The sequence below is a fragment of the Mucilaginibacter aureus genome (assembly GCF_053514885.1).
In genome coordinates this window covers 3530453-3544451 of record NZ_CP170601.1, presented here as the reverse complement: position 1 = coordinate 3544451, position 13999 = coordinate 3530453, and the positions used below count along the sequence as shown (strand labels likewise).

Below are 13999 nucleotides of genomic sequence, written 5' to 3'. Positions count from 1 at the left end.
AAATAATTCCTATTGGTTAGTAACCAGGGTTCTGTACCAGCGAAGGATCGGCGTTCAATTCGGTTAGCGGGATTGGATATAAAGCCCATTCGCTTCGCCACGTCCCTCCCTTAGCCGCGCAAACGCCGCCTGTGCCCATCACGGCATCAACATTACCGGTCCGCTTGAGGTCCAGCCAGCGACTTCCCCACTCCATGAAGAGCTCCACCTGGCGTTCATGTAAGATCGCGGCGAGCAGTTGTTGCTGGGTCGAAGCGGGGGTATTGGATAAACCGGCACGCTTGCGTATGACATTGATATCCGCGATCGCTGCTGCGGTTCCTCTGCCGGCGCCGTTGGCTTCTGCCTCAGCGCGGATCAGGTATTGCTCAGCCAATCGTAATACCATTGTATATTCAGTGACCGGAGCCGTGGTGCTACCGGCAACCTTATATTTAAACGGGAAATAATAAGTGGTACCACCTGAGGTTACGCTACTTACCCAGTTAGTCCTCCGTTGGTCGCCGGCTTCAAAACTATTTAACAGGTAGGAACTTAAATAAACTGGCTGGTCCCGGCTGGGGCCGGTGGGTGGTAAGATAAAAATACCACCATCCCAAGTATTGGTGGGGTTCGTATCCACGGGTTGTAATTGCCAGATCGCTTCCTGGCTATTGGCGAGAAACACGTTTCCGCTGTTGAGATCGGGAACGAGGGCCAGAGTAAACGGCGCGTGATTCGCGATCAGCAATGACGATTGGGTATAGGCGTTAGCCCAGTCAGCTGTATACAAATAGACACGCGCTAACAGCGCTGTGGCAGCCCATGAAGTCGGACGCACCCGTTCCGTAGTGACAGCCAATAAAGTTCCGTCGAGGAAGTTATTATTTAAGGACACCTGTGCCGCTTTGAGATCAGCGATGATCTGCGCCCAGACCTGTGCCTTAGGTGTTCTGGCGCTTAAAGCATTGGACTTATAGTCTGTACTCGTGATTAACGGCACATCGCCATAGAGATTGACCAAATAAAAATAACAGAAAGCGCGCATAAACTCCGCCTCACCTAACAATTGACGTTTAACGGAAGGTGTGAGCGTATTGGAGGCACTCAGGCCTTCGATTGCTGAATTTATGGTAAATAGCTGCGGATAAACAGCTTTCCAAAAGTCGGGATTCCCATTGGTCAGGGAATTGCTGTAATAAAAATTCTGGCTGCTATTGGTTAACCCGCTATAAAGTGTCAGCTCATCGCCAGACAACGCAAGCAGTATATCAAACCCGTTTAACCCCTGAAAATTAGGTGTTGTACTTAATTGGGCATATATTCCGGTCAGTACCGGGATCGCGGTGGCATCTGTTGCATAGACGTTTGCAGCATTGACGCTCGTATAGGGTGCCGGAGCTTCCACCAGCTTTTTACAGCCAGGCAAACCGATAGCGCACAATGTAGCGGTTAGTAAAATCACTTTCAGCGAGATCCCTGTTAACCTCACCTTTAGGTGCTGGATCATTTTCTCGTTTCTAAAATATATTGGTCTCATTTTGTTCTTCTTTAAATTTCCAAAGATTGTCTTACAGCCCCATTCTTATCCCAAGCGAAATAATTCTTAAAGGGGGCAGCGAAGTCCGGCTTAATGTTTCAGGGTCCAGGCCCGGGTAGTTGGTAAAGGTGAGCAGATTTTGGCCTTGCAGATAAATCTGGGCATTTTGCAAACCTAAATGTTGCTGGGTCGATTTGGGCAACTGCCAGGATAAAGAGGCATTTTTCAGCCTGATATAGGATGCATCAACGTAATTGGCATCGGACTGTTGGGCGTCAAAACTTTGCGTAATCAAACCGATTCCTGTTGTAAAGCGCTGTATACTTGCTAGATCGCCCGGTTTTTGCCAGCGTGTTAAAACGTTGACCGGTTCGTTGATATTCACAGATCCGGCAAACCCGTCACCAAAATAGAAGCTTGCTGCCCGGCGCTTAACAAATTGAAAGAAAACATTTAGTTCGAATCCTCTATAACGTACCCGGTTACCAAAACCGCCATATAGTAAAGGATTCGGGTCAACGAGCACGGTTTTGTCAGTGACCGCATTAGGCGTAGAAGTAGCATTACCTTTACTGTCTAAAAACACATAGCGGCCTACCCCAGGGTCAACTCCAAGGAACTGGTAGGCTTTAATGATGTTGACCGGTTGACCGATGATCAATTTATTAGCGTAACTCGAGGAAGCGAGGTTTGGAAAGTCAAGGAGTTTATTTTTGGCAGCGGTCAGGTTAAACGTTGTTGACCAGCTAAAGCTTTTCGTCTTGACATTTGTACTGTTAGCCGTGAGTTCCCAGCCAGTATTTTGCACGGAAGCCGGGAAATTGGCAGTCACATTACCCGTTGGCGAAGCGATGAGCGGGAGTGAGTAAGTGAGCAGTTGATTAGAAGAGCGGTTGCGAAAGTAATTAACACCTATAGTGATACGGTCCTGTAAAAAACCGAGATCGAGGCCAAAATTCAACTTGCGCGTTTCTTCCCATTGCAGATAGGGATTAGGAATACCGTTTGGCGTCAGGGCGCTAATACCCTGGTAAGCTACACCAGGATTGTAGGGAGTATATAAATTCAGGAATTGGTAATCCCCAATTTGGTCGCTGCCGGTCGCTCCATAACTTGCTTTAAATTTACCAAAGCTGAGTAAGGCCCATTTATTTTTAATAAATGTTTCATTGGAAAAAAGCCATGCGCCCCCAACTGACCAAAAATCGTGAAATTCATTGGCGGCACCGAAACGGCTGCTGCCATCTCTCCGCAGGATCAGGTCAGTGATATACTTATCATCCCAGTTATAGTTTACACGGCCAAAAATCGCATTGTATTTATATGTGCTAACCGTTGTGGAAGTGGCCTGCACGGCGGTAGCCGCGAGGATATTTTGCAAGACGGCATCCGAGTTATAGCCCGATCCGAAAAACTGCAGACCGTTGCTGCTATTTTGATTGGTCGTTGCCCCAAGAAGAGCGTCTACTCTACCTCTTCCAAAGCTTTTTTTGTAGTTTAATTGTGGTTCTATGATCCAGGATTCGATCGTATTATAGCCGTATTGTGCCGTGCGTAAGTTATAAGGAGCGTTTTCGGGCGGGTAACTCGCCTGAGGTAAAGTAGATGTCTCGTTGGATGTTAGCCGGTTGTAACCTAAATTAGCGCTGAACTGAAGACCTTGAAATAGGATGTAGCTTAAATTCGCGTTTCCGATCAGGTTATTGGTCTGGTTCAGATACTTTGTCGCTAAGTAAGAAAGTGGATTTAACCAACTTGATGTGCCTGTCGCGTCGGGTGCCCAGTTCAAAGACCCATCGGGGTTATAGAGCGGCGGAGCGTCAGGTGCCTTAAAAACGGAGCCTGACAAGTCCGCATTGGGCAGGCGGTTGTTATCTGCCAGGTAGCTTCCGGTTAACCCGATGTGGAACTTCTGATTCGTTGAGGTGCTGTTGATGCTGAAATGGATCGATGCTTTCTGGTCCGCAAAATCATCGGGGTAAACCGTCGTTTCCCGGTGAAAGGTGCCGCCGACGAGATACTGTGTATTGGCTGTGCCGCCGGAAATCGTGGCATTGTAATCAGCATAATGAGCGGTTCCGCCGGTTAATACCTTTTGCCAGTCCGTATAACGCGATTTATCCCATAAGCCGTTGACATCATAATCAGTGGCCGAAGGCGCAATATTGTCGTTTTTAAAAGCTTCTAAACGCATTTCCAGGTACTGCTGCGTATTCATGAGATCAAGCTTCCGGTCCGTCTGCCCCAAGCCCTGCTGAAAGTTAATGTCCACTCGCGTCGGACCGGGTCTCCCTTTTTTGGTAGTGATCAGGATTGCCCCATTGGCCGCGCGGGAGCCATAAATAGCTGTAGCGTCCGCATCCTTGAGGACGCTGATACTTTCGATATCATCAGGATTGATAAAGCTCAGCGGGTTGCCAGCCTGGTTGTTAAAAAAATTTCCCGGCACGGCGGCAGAGGTTCCTAAGATGTTCGAGCCCAGATTAGGCAATAATTGCGAGACATAAGGTACCCCATCGATCACATAAAAAGGGTCATTGCCGTGCGTGATGCTATTTTGTCCCTGTATGAGGACGTTTACCCCACCGCCGGAAATGCCGCTAGACTGCGTGATGAATAATCCCGGAACTTTTCCTTCCAAAGCAAGCAATGGATTTCCGGTCGGTTGTTCCTGGATCTCTTTTGCCGACACTGACGAGATGTTCCCGGTTGTCAGACGGCCGGTGGTTTGACCATAAGCGATGATCTGAATTTCATCGAGTTTAGAGGTCGCGGTGGTCAATTTGATCTGACCGACATTGGCCACGGCCGGCAACTCCTTTTTGTCGAAGCCGATAAAGGTTATAACGATGGTTTCATTAGGTTGTACATTTTTGAGCGTGAAAAAGCCATTGACATCAGTCGTTGTGGCATTCGTGCCATTTTTTACCTGTACAGTTGCACCCGATAGCGGCTGATTGTTTTCATCAGTTACACGACCAGTTACATCAATAGCGGCAAGAGCATCAGCAACTGCTCTGACTTTTTCCTTGAGTTTGTCCACAAAGGAAGCTGTCTTTTCCTTTATGGTGATCGTATTCTGATCCACTGAATAGGTATAAGGCTTATTCTTAAATAGTTCATCAAGTACGGCTTGTACGGTGGCGTCTTTAATATTGATATCGACGGTTCCGGCTTGTTTGAGGGCGCTGGCGTTGTAGAAGAATTCGTAGCCGCTCTGGTCCTGGATCTGGGTTAGGACCTTGTCGATGGTCACGTTCTTTTCCTTCAGGCTGATCTTTTGGGAAAAACCGGCGGCGGATACCTGGAGGAGGGTAATGGTTAACAGAAATACGGTTAATTTCATAACCAATAAGAGTTGTTTAAACCTTGGGGTTAATTGCATATCTTTGGTATTGTTTGGGTGAATGATTGAAGATCTCTCGCGATTTGTTCAAGGGTCGCCCAAATTGACCGGTAGTGTTTCCAGCACTTCCGGTTTCTTTTTTGGTGGGGTTCCCTGATGGTGTGTTTGTAAATTTTTTTCCTGTTTTGCTCCTTTCTTAATTAATGATCAGTTTGTTGCCTTCGAGGCGGTAGCTCACGCCGCCGTCGGCTAATATTTTGAGGGCCCGGTTGAGGGTCGCTTTACGGGATACTTTCATGTTGAATTGCTGGTCAGTGGCCGGTTTGTTGAAGACCACTTCGACTTTGTACCAGCGGGCGAATTCGCGCATGATGCCGGGCAGGGTTTCGAGGTCGTAACGGAAATAGCCGTCCTTCCAGGCGGTATAGACCTGGGTATTGACCGTTGTTTTGGTGACGCTGCCGCTCGCATTACGGGCTTGTTCATTTGGTTTCAGTAATTCGTTATTGACCTTGATGCTGCCCTCCACCAGGGTGGTTTTTAATATGGGCTCGTTAGCATAGGCGTTCACGTCGAAGCTGGTACCGATATCTTCGATGGTTTGGGTTTCGGTCTGTACTTTGAAGGGCTGTTTTTCGTTGTGCTTGACTTCAAAATAGGCCTCTCCTATCAGTTTGACGATCCGCTCTTTACCGTTAAAGGCGGTTGGGAACGTGATGCTGGATTCGGCGTTAAGCCAGACCTTGGTGCCGTCGGCTAAGACCAGCGGGTAGGGCGATTGCTCGCCCTGCGCTGTGGCTAACGTATTATAACTGACCTGATCTTTGTTGTTGGTGCTGTTGTAGGCAATATCATGATTAGTTGCTTGTATAATCGTTGTTCCTTGGGTGGCTAATTGCCCCCTTAGGCCTTTGGTGATGATGATCTTTTTTCCATTGGCTAAGGTCAGGGTCGCTTGATTATGGCCGGGGGCGATTTCCCTTTGAGCTATCGCTATCTGTGCCTGTTCTTTTTGATGCAGCAAAAAATAACCACCGATGGAACAGGCGATCAGGATCGAAGCGGCCACGGCGAGGCGTTGCCAGTCCAGCCAGCGTCTTTGCATATATTTAACTTTGGCTATTTCCAGCGAAGCCATAGAATCAAAACTTCTTTGCCCGTCGCGAATGGCCTGCAAACGCTTTTCGTCCATGAGCTCGGCGAACAACTGCTGGTTTTCCAGCGTGCTTTCCGTCCAGGCGGTGAGTTCTGACAGCTCTTCACGGGTGATTGATCCGCGCAGGTAAGCGTCGATCAATACTGCAATGCGTAGTTCATTTCCTTTCATTGCGCATAAAACGGGAAGGGGTACCAAAATCTTTACAAGGAATTAAAGATTTTTTAACAAGGAAAAATTGTCGCCTAAAAAGTTCACATTTTGTGAACTTTTTTCTGTATCTTTACTTTGTACATGAAGGTCCACTTAATTAAAAGACAAACGATCGAGGATTATGTGAAGACACATGCCCGGAGCCGTTCTTCTTTTGATATTTGGCTGAATGTGATCGATTATGCGGACTGGGATATCCCGGAAGATATCCAGGCTTCTTTTGGGAGCGCGGACCTTTTGGGAAATGGCAGCAACCGTGTGGTGTTTGACATTGGCGGGAATAATTTTCGCATGATCTGTAAATACGCTTTTGGAAAAAGGCAGGTGCATTTGTTTGTGTGCTGGATCGGCACACATGCGGAATATACCAAACTCTGTAAATTGAATAAACAATACGATATCTGTTTGTATTAAGATGGAAGCTTTGAAATATAGAATTATTCATACCAAGGAACAGTATTTTGATTACTGTAACTCACTGGAGCATTTAGTGGAAAAAGGCGGTAACGAAGATGAAATCGACTTATTGACCCTGTTGATCCACACCTGGGATGAAGCACAGCGCAGTCATACTCAGCTGGATCCCGTGATGCTGCTACGCTCCTTAATGGCGGATCACCAGTTAAAGTCCAAAGATCTGGCGGGTATATTAGGCGTGGGCAAAAGCCTGATCTCAGACATTTTGAACTACAAAAAGGGTTTTTCTAAAGACATTATCCGTGCGCTGGCTGTGCATTTCAAAGTTTCCCAGGAAGCGTTTAACCGGCCTTATAAATTACGTTCGCCTTTAAATGCGCATTTAAGGAACGCCAGCGTCATGAACACCACCAAAGAACTGGCGGCGACGCATTAATGCAAGATCTCGATCAACCCGATCAGCAGCACGGCGGCGCCGAGGTCATCACCGGAAAGGCGATCACGCAGGAGCTTGAGGCCGCGCATTTTTTGGACGCCTACGGTACTGACGCTCACGTTTAACAGCTCTGCTATTTCAATGGGTTTTAATCCTTGCTCGTAGGTGAGCAAAATAATTTTTTTACATTGTTCGGGCAGCGTATCCACAGCGGAATAGAGCAGGCGTACGGTCTCCGAGCGGATCAGGCCCTGCAGGGCGGTTTGTTCAAAATCCGGGTTATTGGCTACATATAATTGGTGGCGCTCGCGTACTTTGCGTTTATCCAATTGGTCGAAACAGGCGCGTTTGACCGTGGTATAAAGAAAAGAGCGCAGGGAATAAAATTTGTCGAATTGCTGATGCCGCTGCCAGGTCTTGATCAGGGCATCCTGTACAATGTCTTCGGCAAACTCATCATCTAATATTTCAGAAGCGAAATACCGGAGCGGGCCGTGGAATCGCAGGTAGATCTCGTCGAACGCAGCGGGGTCCCCTGCCTTAAACAAAGGCAGCAATTCTTCATCGCTTAATGACCTGAGCGCGGGCATACGCACCTCCTTCATTCGAATATACGAATGTTCGGTTTGATTTTCAACTAAATCGAGCGTAAGGGTGTGCATGATCAAACCTTTAAGGTAAGCAGGGAGGGGCAAAAGGTTTGAATTATTTTCAAAACAGCAATAATTGCTGTCAGATTAGGATTTGGTCAAAACATTCATCGACGGATGGGTTGTCCGTTGAGGTCTTCGATGATCCGAAGTTGGCTTTGCTGCAAAAAACCAAAAGCTTCCGCATTTAATTGGGGGCTGACCTTCAGCAAGTAGAGCATCAGGCTCGTGCGAATGACCATAACGGGATGATTCGCTTGTAACCGGTAGGCGTAGGTGAGATAAGGTGCGGGGTCGCACAAAAGATATTTATTGCTGGTTTTCGCGGGGCCGTATTGTTTGCGGTACGCTGCGTTAAAAATGGCGATCAGATCGCTAGGAATAGTTTTCCGGACGGTAAGCGGCCAGTAAGACAGGCTTTTTTGATCGGCTTGCAATTCCAGGAATTGCAGATGCCTGGCCTGCTCCTGTGTTTTAGGTTTTTCGTTATTGAGAAAATGGCCGCTGCTATGATCAAGGTCGGCATGGGCGATCTCATGGCCGATCACCCAGTATTGAAAATTCCGGTAGCTCGCCGGACCGGGGTGTAAACCAAGCCTGTCCAGGTATGTGGTCAGGAAATACTGGTCGAGTATGATGATATTTGCACCGGCGAACGCGCAAATATCCTTTAATACCGTGTCTTTACGGGAATCGATAATATAGAAATTGAGTTTTTGGGCATCATAACCCCGGTTGATGTTGAGCTGCTCTTTGAACCTGGTTTTGGCGCAAAGATCGCGTATCACCATTTCAATACCCTGTGTATGCTCGCTGGTGATGAGCTGGTGCGCGTACAGTTTACGGACAAAATCCAACTGTTGTGCCTGCACTTGCCAGGACAGCGGGGCCAGCAGCAACAGGAGTTTAATATTTCGCCAGGTCAAGTTCAAGATCTTCAGCCACATGTTGTACTTCGTTAATGTCTAGAGCACCAGCGACCATCGAGTCGGCTGTTTTGACAAGCCCAATGATCTCCAGGCCTTTGCTTTGTTCTTTATCTGCATAAGCGCTACAGCGGTTAGCCAGGGTCGTGGACAACACGGCAGCTGAACTCAAAAGGATGATCCATTTCTTGGTGACCTGGTTTTTAACTTTGGGCAGGTCTTTGTCGATCTTGTCGGCAGAAAGGTGCCAGCCGTTGTTCGCACCGATCACCGTTACCGAAAAAGAGGCCACAATGGAAACAATACTCAGGATGTTGAAAAAGAGGTTCAACTTATCACGGTTGCCCATATAACCGATGGCCTGGTTCAGGGCCTTGGTTCGGAAGTTTTGATAGTTGTTTTGCGGAATTTGTTGGTGGGGTGGTTTAGTCGGATCGGCGCCTCCACTTTGGTCGCCACTGCCCTCGTCAAAATTTTGGAGCGTCAGTGGATTACTCGTATCCATTTTAGGCACCTTAAAAGTTGCCGGAGCCGGCCCGCAAAAAAAGATCAGGCTTAGCAAGGCTGTTATGATCACCGTGGCTGACAACCACATTTTTGCACTCTTGGTCATGCTGCATAAATATCCGTGAAGTTAGCAAAAATTACAGCACCAATGGCCCGAAATATTTGGCGCTTTCATGACCATCCCAGTATAGACTTTTAAAAACCGATTTATTTAAAGAACGCCTGCAGGATAGGCAGAAAAAAAGAGATCAGAGAAATGATGCCGGAGGTAGACAAACTGAACACAGAAAACGGGTTGGTTTCTTTGATGAGCTCTAACCTGAATTTTCTGACTTCTATTTCCATGGGTTCTTCCAACCATAATGAGCGGACCGCGGCTGATTTGGTCAGCGTCCATCGATACCATCTGATCAGCAAAGGCAGCGTGATGATGAGCCAGGTCAAGCCCCAAATGGAATGGATCGTAAGCGCGGCGACCAGGTAGCGGTGATCATGCTGACGGATGATGATAGTCCAGAATCCGCTGGTAAAATTGATAAAACCAAGAGCTAAGCCGATAGAACAGGCCTGCCAGTGGATGTAAGTGCGTAAAAGCCGGTCATGTGATTGCGGGTCCGTCAGCCCTTCGGCCACATGGGCGCTATCAGGTTTCTCGTCACGACACTCTTTGACATAATGTAACCACGCCATCCAGACCAGCGCGAGCAAGATGGCGAAGATCAAGGTATTGATCTCCTGCATCACAAAAGAAGCGGCGCAAATGTCGTAATTGGCGAAGCTGTAAACAAAGCGATTCTCATCTCCAAGAACAAAGTTGCGCATCCATACGGTCCATTCGTATACGGCATAGATCAATACGACAAATACGACAAACTGTAAAACATCTTTCCGATATTGAATGATCCGGTTTTTAATGGGTATCAGGATCAAAAGCAACCAACCCAGCGAAGTATACTGGGCCACCCATACCAGCATAATCGGGTTCAGGTAAAAAGGCGCGGGAACGACCGCTGTGTGGCTGGTTTTGAGTTCCGAACGGATCGCTGACTCATCCTTGACCAGTGTGGAAAGCATGCCCGGCGAAGTGCTTTTTTTCAAAGCACTGTCGATCTCGTTGAGTTTGGCTTTAAGCAGGGCCTCTGTGGCCTGACCTGCCCGGAATGACCGCTGTGCTTTTACAGGCATATGACCAATGAGTGTACTTTCATAAAATACCCCACCCCCTGCGGCGACGATACCTGGAATAATTAATCCGAATAGGAGCGCTATGACCACCACCAACACGGCTTTTAATAAAGTTGTCTTTGCATTTTTTAAATGATAAAAAGGCTCGGTCATGTCACGGTGATATAATTAACGCATTTTTATTAAAATTTATTGAACTTATTATTCGGAGCTTATAAAAATAAGTTATTTTTACTATACCAAGCAATTGCTTGATTAATAAACCATTGTAAATTGAATCATCGTGTCCGGAAATTGCTTGCCCGGTTGAAAATCTAATCCTTATGTCGCCGACTTTTAAAGCGTTGCTGATCATTCTCCTGTCTATTTGCTGGGCTTTGCTGATACCCGGCTATGTGGCTTATCGCGCGCATGATTTTACCGGGAGGGATTTCAAAAACCGGATCAGTGACAGCACGATCCTGCCGCGTATCAGAGACGTGGGCGGAGCCGAGAAATATTATAAAAACGGGAGGCCGCTTGTACAGCCGGATAATACAGTCGTCAAGATTTCCTTTTCCGGTTTTATCGATACCCAATTGAATTATATCTGGGTGAGCACTTTTGCCTTACTCGGCATTTTTATTTTTGTGCTTTATCCAGGCTGGTTAAAAAAATCAAACAAAAAGCATCTCTTGGCCGTCATTGTGATGATTTTTCTCTTGTTTGACGGACCGGTATGGTTTAGAAATTCCGCGATCGGACAGCACGGTCGAACCATTTATTCTTATGTCAATCCTGATATTGATTGCTGGTCTTATTTATTGCAGGAGTTGCGTGTGTTTACCTTTGCCCTTTTATTTGGCATCCTGCTGGTTATCGGCGAAAGTCTCCAAACGGAATCCGCCTTGCTGATTGCTCAATTCAATCAGGAGCCGACCCTTGAGCTTTGCGTTAATTTTTCGCTCGACTTTCGGGAAAGGTTCTCCCAATGGCAGCGCAATATTTTGTTGATTATCGTCCTGTTTTTACCCTGGACCTGGTTCTATTGGAAAAACATTACTTTTTACAGCGATGCGCGTTATTTTTTTGCTGCGCTCGTTTTCCACTCCTTCTGGGTGATCTCCATTTGCTTATTTACCCTACCTATCGTCAGGATGCGCAAACAGTGGCGTCGGCTCAAAACGCAAATGTCCCTGGAGTATCTTCAAAGAGAAAAAGGCGACCAGATCATTCATCTCGATTATTTGGAACCTTACCCCAAATTCCAGTTCCTAGCATCCTTTGTGACGACGCTGGTCTCCTTGTTATTGCCCTTTGTACAGGTGTTTTTAAAGAAATGAAACCAATGGGCTTATAGCACCAATGGCCCAAAACATTTGGCTTCTTTCATGACCATACTGGTCTCGACCTTGGCGACATTGGGGCGGTCGCAGATGCGGTCCATGACGAAGACATAATAAGCTTGCGGGGAGGCGGCGGTGACCTGGAGGATAAAGTCCCATTTGCCGGTGACGTGGAGGCAGGCCTGGACCTGGGGGATGGCCATGGCGAATTGTTCGAAGTCGAGCAGGAGTTCCTTGGTCTGGTGTTTGAGCCGGACGTGCAGGACGACGAGGACGGGCTGGCCGGCGAGGTGGCGGTCGACGCGGGCGTGGTAGCCCTGGATATAGCCGGCTTCTTCGAGTTTGTCGATTCGGGTCTGGACGGGGCCGGAGGACAGGTGCACGAGTTTGCCCAGTGCCACGTTGGGCATCCGGGCATTCCCCTGCAGGTGTGCCAGTATCTTGGTGTCGATCTCGTCGAGTTTGCCGTTGATCATTTTTCCTGAATTATTCCTTTCACAAATTTGCCGTCTGGTGTTTTAAAATCGACGCCCAACAATTTCGCGATCAGCACCGCAATATCCGGTTCGCTCAAATGATCGATATGCCCGCCTTTAATGATACCTGCACCGTAAGCTATAAAACCGGTATGCATTTCCTCATTATCCGGATCGTAGCCATGATGCCCGCCGGTAGTGGGGTAAAACATGCCATCAAATTTGCTTTGCTGGATAGAAGTACCTGGACCATGATTGGTCGTTTCCGCAGCTCTTGTTGAACCGGAGAACACCAGGCCGGAGCTGTTTACACCTGTTAGCGCCATTAATGCCGCGCTGTCGGCGCCCATTTGATCGAGTTGTTTCCGGTCAATGATCCGGAACAGGCTTCGTTTTTCTTTGGGTAACGTGTTCAAGCTGTCTGTTACTCTTTGAACGATGGTTTGATAATCTTTTTTATCGGTACCCGCGTAAGGATATAAAAAACAACTGCCGCCGGACGGATTGAACTTGGCAGGCACAGCTTTGATCAGGATATTGGGCCGGAATACTTGTTTGATCGTGGCCATGCCGTGATCACCTACAATAATAATTGCGGTGCTGTCCTTTAAATGTGTTTTGTCAATAGCTTCCAACAAGTCACCGATCGCCCGATCGTTAGTGGCCATGGCCAGATCAACCCGGTGCGAAACCCTGCCGTCTTCGTGACCAAAATCATCCGCGCCGATCACATGCATCGCCATAAAGGCAGGCTTGTATTTCGTAAAAGTATAAGCCGCCATTCGGCCCACATTCTCGTCCGTGATCAGGTAATTGTCGTTATAATTCGTACTATCCAGTTTACCGGTGGCGTTTCGCTCGAGTTCTTCGACAAAGCCTTTGGGTGTGGCGTATTTCCGTGCCAAACTGATCCGGTCATCGGGATGGTTAATTTCCCAAAGTTCGGAGAGATTGTAGTCTATCGGTGCGCCTACGGTAACCGGCCACATCAGGGCGGCGGTTTTCAGGCCTTTAGCTTTTAAGGCCTGCCAGAGCGTAGGTTCTTTGATCGCGTTAAAATACCAGTACCATTCGCCTTTGGAGCGCAATGGTTGGTTATAGATGATTTTACTCCGTGCCGGTAGAGCGCCAGAAATCATTGCCGTATGGCTCGGATAGGTATAAGCGGGAAATACGCTTTTCAGGTAATCCGCATAAGTGCCGTTCTGCATCAGATATTGCAGGTTCGGACAGGGCCAGCTTTTATCCAGGTACATGTCAGGGTGGAAACTGTCCACAGAGATCAGGACGACATGCTTAACCTGTGCCCGTAAGGACGAGCACAGGAAAATCAGTAAATAAAGTAAATAATAGATTTTGCGCATACCTTCTTATTTCAGTGACTTTAGATAATCAGCGATGTCATCATGATGATACCTTTGTGCGTAGATCAGCGGTGTATCTCCTTTTTTCGGGCCATTTTGCACTTCCATGCTTCCGTCATAGGTAAAATCTTTTTTGGCTCCTTTGGCGATCAGCGCTTTGACGGTTTCCAATGTACCATATTTACATGCGTGCATTAAGGGGGGCAGGTACCCATTGCATACTTTATTGACGTCGGCGCCCTTATCCAACAGCAAGCTAAAACAGGCATCCGCCTGGTAACGAATTGCATCGGCAAGGATGCAGTAATTCCCATAACAAGTATTGAGGTTGTCTTTGTTAAGCAATGGTGAGAGTGCACTCGCGTCGTCGGTTTTTAAAGCGGCAGTGATCGCTGCAGGCATTTCTTGTGCCGAAGCAAAATGGCTCAGTGTAATGAATAGTACGAGTGTCAGAATTTTAATGGTTTTCATATTTATTG

General features: G+C 47.5%; 13 protein-coding genes. 3 read left to right on the top strand and 10 right to left on the bottom strand.

The genetic code is table 11. The features are described from left to right. Positions 1-16: 16 nt before the first annotated feature. The 3 genes from ACFGVR_RS15195 to ACFGVR_RS15185 all read right to left on the bottom strand — a co-directional run bounded on the left by ACFGVR_RS15195 (position 17) and on the right by ACFGVR_RS15185 (position 6192). Entirely contained in the window at positions 17-1489 is a 1473-nt protein-coding gene (locus ACFGVR_RS15195; protein WP_448698166.1) for a RagB/SusD family nutrient uptake outer membrane protein, read from the bottom strand. 61 nt (positions 1490-1550) lie between these two features. Further along, positions 1551-4865: a SusC/RagA family TonB-linked outer membrane protein gene (locus tag ACFGVR_RS15190; protein ID WP_448698165.1), complete on the bottom strand. Its 3315-nt coding sequence runs from the start codon at positions 4863-4865 to the stop codon at positions 1551-1553. Positions 4866-5061: 196 nt separating this feature from the next. Continuing rightward, positions 5062-6192, bottom strand: a complete 1131-nt coding sequence (locus ACFGVR_RS15185; RefSeq protein WP_448698164.1) for a FecR family protein — start codon at positions 6190-6192, stop codon at positions 5062-5064. Positions 6193-6315: 123 nt separating this feature from the next. Between ACFGVR_RS15185 and ACFGVR_RS15180 the strand changes: the two genes are divergently transcribed. Together ACFGVR_RS15180 and ACFGVR_RS15175 are read left to right on the top strand one after the other, a co-directional pair. Next, complete coding sequence (locus ACFGVR_RS15180) at positions 6316-6648, top strand: type II toxin-antitoxin system HigB family toxin (protein WP_448698163.1); 333 nt, start codon at positions 6316-6318, stop codon at positions 6646-6648. 1 nt (position 6649) lies between these two features. Beyond that, complete coding sequence (locus ACFGVR_RS15175; protein WP_448698162.1) at positions 6650-7087, top strand: helix-turn-helix domain-containing protein; 438 nt, start codon at positions 6650-6652, stop codon at positions 7085-7087. Here ACFGVR_RS15175 and ACFGVR_RS15170 read toward each other — a convergent pair. The 4 genes from ACFGVR_RS15170 to ACFGVR_RS15155 form a co-directional block, all read right to left on the bottom strand. Then, entirely contained in the window at positions 7084-7782 is a 699-nt protein-coding gene (locus tag ACFGVR_RS15170) for an RNA polymerase sigma factor (protein WP_448698161.1), read from the bottom strand. The genes ACFGVR_RS15175 and ACFGVR_RS15170 overlap by 4 nt on opposite strands. Positions 7783-7844: 62 nt before the next feature. Beyond that, on the bottom strand, positions 7845-8684 hold the full coding sequence (locus ACFGVR_RS15165) for a hypothetical protein (RefSeq protein WP_448698160.1): 840 nt from the start codon (positions 8682-8684) through the stop codon (positions 7845-7847). Continuing rightward, complete coding sequence (locus tag ACFGVR_RS15160) at positions 8644-9276, bottom strand: hypothetical protein (protein ID WP_448698159.1); 633 nt, start codon at positions 9274-9276, stop codon at positions 8644-8646. Before ACFGVR_RS15160 ends, ACFGVR_RS15165 begins: the two co-directional genes overlap by 41 nt. 101 nt (positions 9277-9377) lie before the next feature. Next, positions 9378-10508: a hypothetical protein gene (locus ACFGVR_RS15155; protein WP_448698158.1), complete on the bottom strand. Its 1131-nt coding sequence runs from the start codon at positions 10506-10508 to the stop codon at positions 9378-9380. Positions 10509-10678: 170 nt separating this feature from the next. Between ACFGVR_RS15155 and ACFGVR_RS15150 the strand changes: the two genes are divergently transcribed. After that, a complete protein-coding gene (locus tag ACFGVR_RS15150; RefSeq protein WP_448698157.1) occupies positions 10679-11677 on the top strand; it encodes a hypothetical protein in 999 nt (332 codons plus the stop codon). A gap of 11 nt (positions 11678-11688) precedes the next feature. Here ACFGVR_RS15150 and ACFGVR_RS15145 read toward each other — a convergent pair whose 3' ends face one another. From ACFGVR_RS15145 to ACFGVR_RS15135, 3 genes are read right to left on the bottom strand one after another with little or no spacing between them, the layout of a single operon-like run. Continuing rightward, positions 11689-12156: an Lrp/AsnC family transcriptional regulator gene (locus ACFGVR_RS15145; protein ID WP_448698156.1), complete on the bottom strand. Its 468-nt coding sequence runs from the start codon at positions 12154-12156 to the stop codon at positions 11689-11691. Next, positions 12153-13520 carry an alkaline phosphatase family protein gene (locus tag ACFGVR_RS15140; protein WP_448698155.1) on the bottom strand — a complete coding sequence of 456 codons (1368 nt, stop codon included), beginning with the start codon at positions 13518-13520 and terminating at the stop codon, positions 12153-12155. Before ACFGVR_RS15140 ends, ACFGVR_RS15145 begins: the two co-directional genes overlap by 4 nt. Before the next feature lie 6 nt (positions 13521-13526). After that, positions 13527-13991: an ankyrin repeat domain-containing protein gene (locus ACFGVR_RS15135; RefSeq protein ID WP_448698154.1), complete on the bottom strand. Its 465-nt coding sequence runs from the start codon at positions 13989-13991 to the stop codon at positions 13527-13529. Positions 13992-13999 lie beyond the last annotated feature (8 nt).

What these genes read in the sequence shown, in the direction of transcription:
- ACFGVR_RS15150 (WP_448698157.1), top strand. Translation starts at nt 10,679, where the DNA reads ATGTCGCCGACTTTTAAAGCGTTGCTGATCATTCTCCTGTCTATTTGC.
- ACFGVR_RS15190 (WP_448698165.1), bottom strand. Translation starts at nt 4,865, where the DNA reads ATGAAATTAACCGTATTTCTGTTAACCATTACCCTCCTCCAGGTATCC.
- ACFGVR_RS15165 (WP_448698160.1), bottom strand. Translation starts at nt 8,684, where the DNA reads ATGTGGCTGAAGATCTTGAACTTGACCTGGCGAAATATTAAACTCCTG.
- ACFGVR_RS15180 (WP_448698163.1), top strand. Translation starts at nt 6,316, where the DNA reads ATGAAGGTCCACTTAATTAAAAGACAAACGATCGAGGATTATGTGAAG.
- ACFGVR_RS15185 (WP_448698164.1), bottom strand. Translation starts at nt 6,192, where the DNA reads ATGAAAGGAAATGAACTACGCATTGCAGTATTGATCGACGCTTACCTG.
- ACFGVR_RS15145 (WP_448698156.1), bottom strand. Translation starts at nt 12,156, where the DNA reads ATGATCAACGGCAAACTCGACGAGATCGACACCAAGATACTGGCACAC.
- ACFGVR_RS15155 (WP_448698158.1), bottom strand. Translation starts at nt 10,508, where the DNA reads ATGACCGAGCCTTTTTATCATTTAAAAAATGCAAAGACAACTTTATTA.
- ACFGVR_RS15135 (WP_448698154.1), bottom strand. Translation starts at nt 13,991, where the DNA reads ATGAAAACCATTAAAATTCTGACACTCGTACTATTCATTACACTGAGC.
- ACFGVR_RS15160 (WP_448698159.1), bottom strand. Translation starts at nt 9,276, where the DNA reads ATGACCAAGAGTGCAAAAATGTGGTTGTCAGCCACGGTGATCATAACA.
- ACFGVR_RS15175 (WP_448698162.1), top strand. Translation starts at nt 6,650, where the DNA reads ATGGAAGCTTTGAAATATAGAATTATTCATACCAAGGAACAGTATTTT.
- ACFGVR_RS15195 (WP_448698166.1), bottom strand. Translation starts at nt 1,489, where the DNA reads ATGATCCAGCACCTAAAGGTGAGGTTAACAGGGATCTCGCTGAAAGTG.
- ACFGVR_RS15140 (WP_448698155.1), bottom strand. Translation starts at nt 13,520, where the DNA reads ATGCGCAAAATCTATTATTTACTTTATTTACTGATTTTCCTGTGCTCG.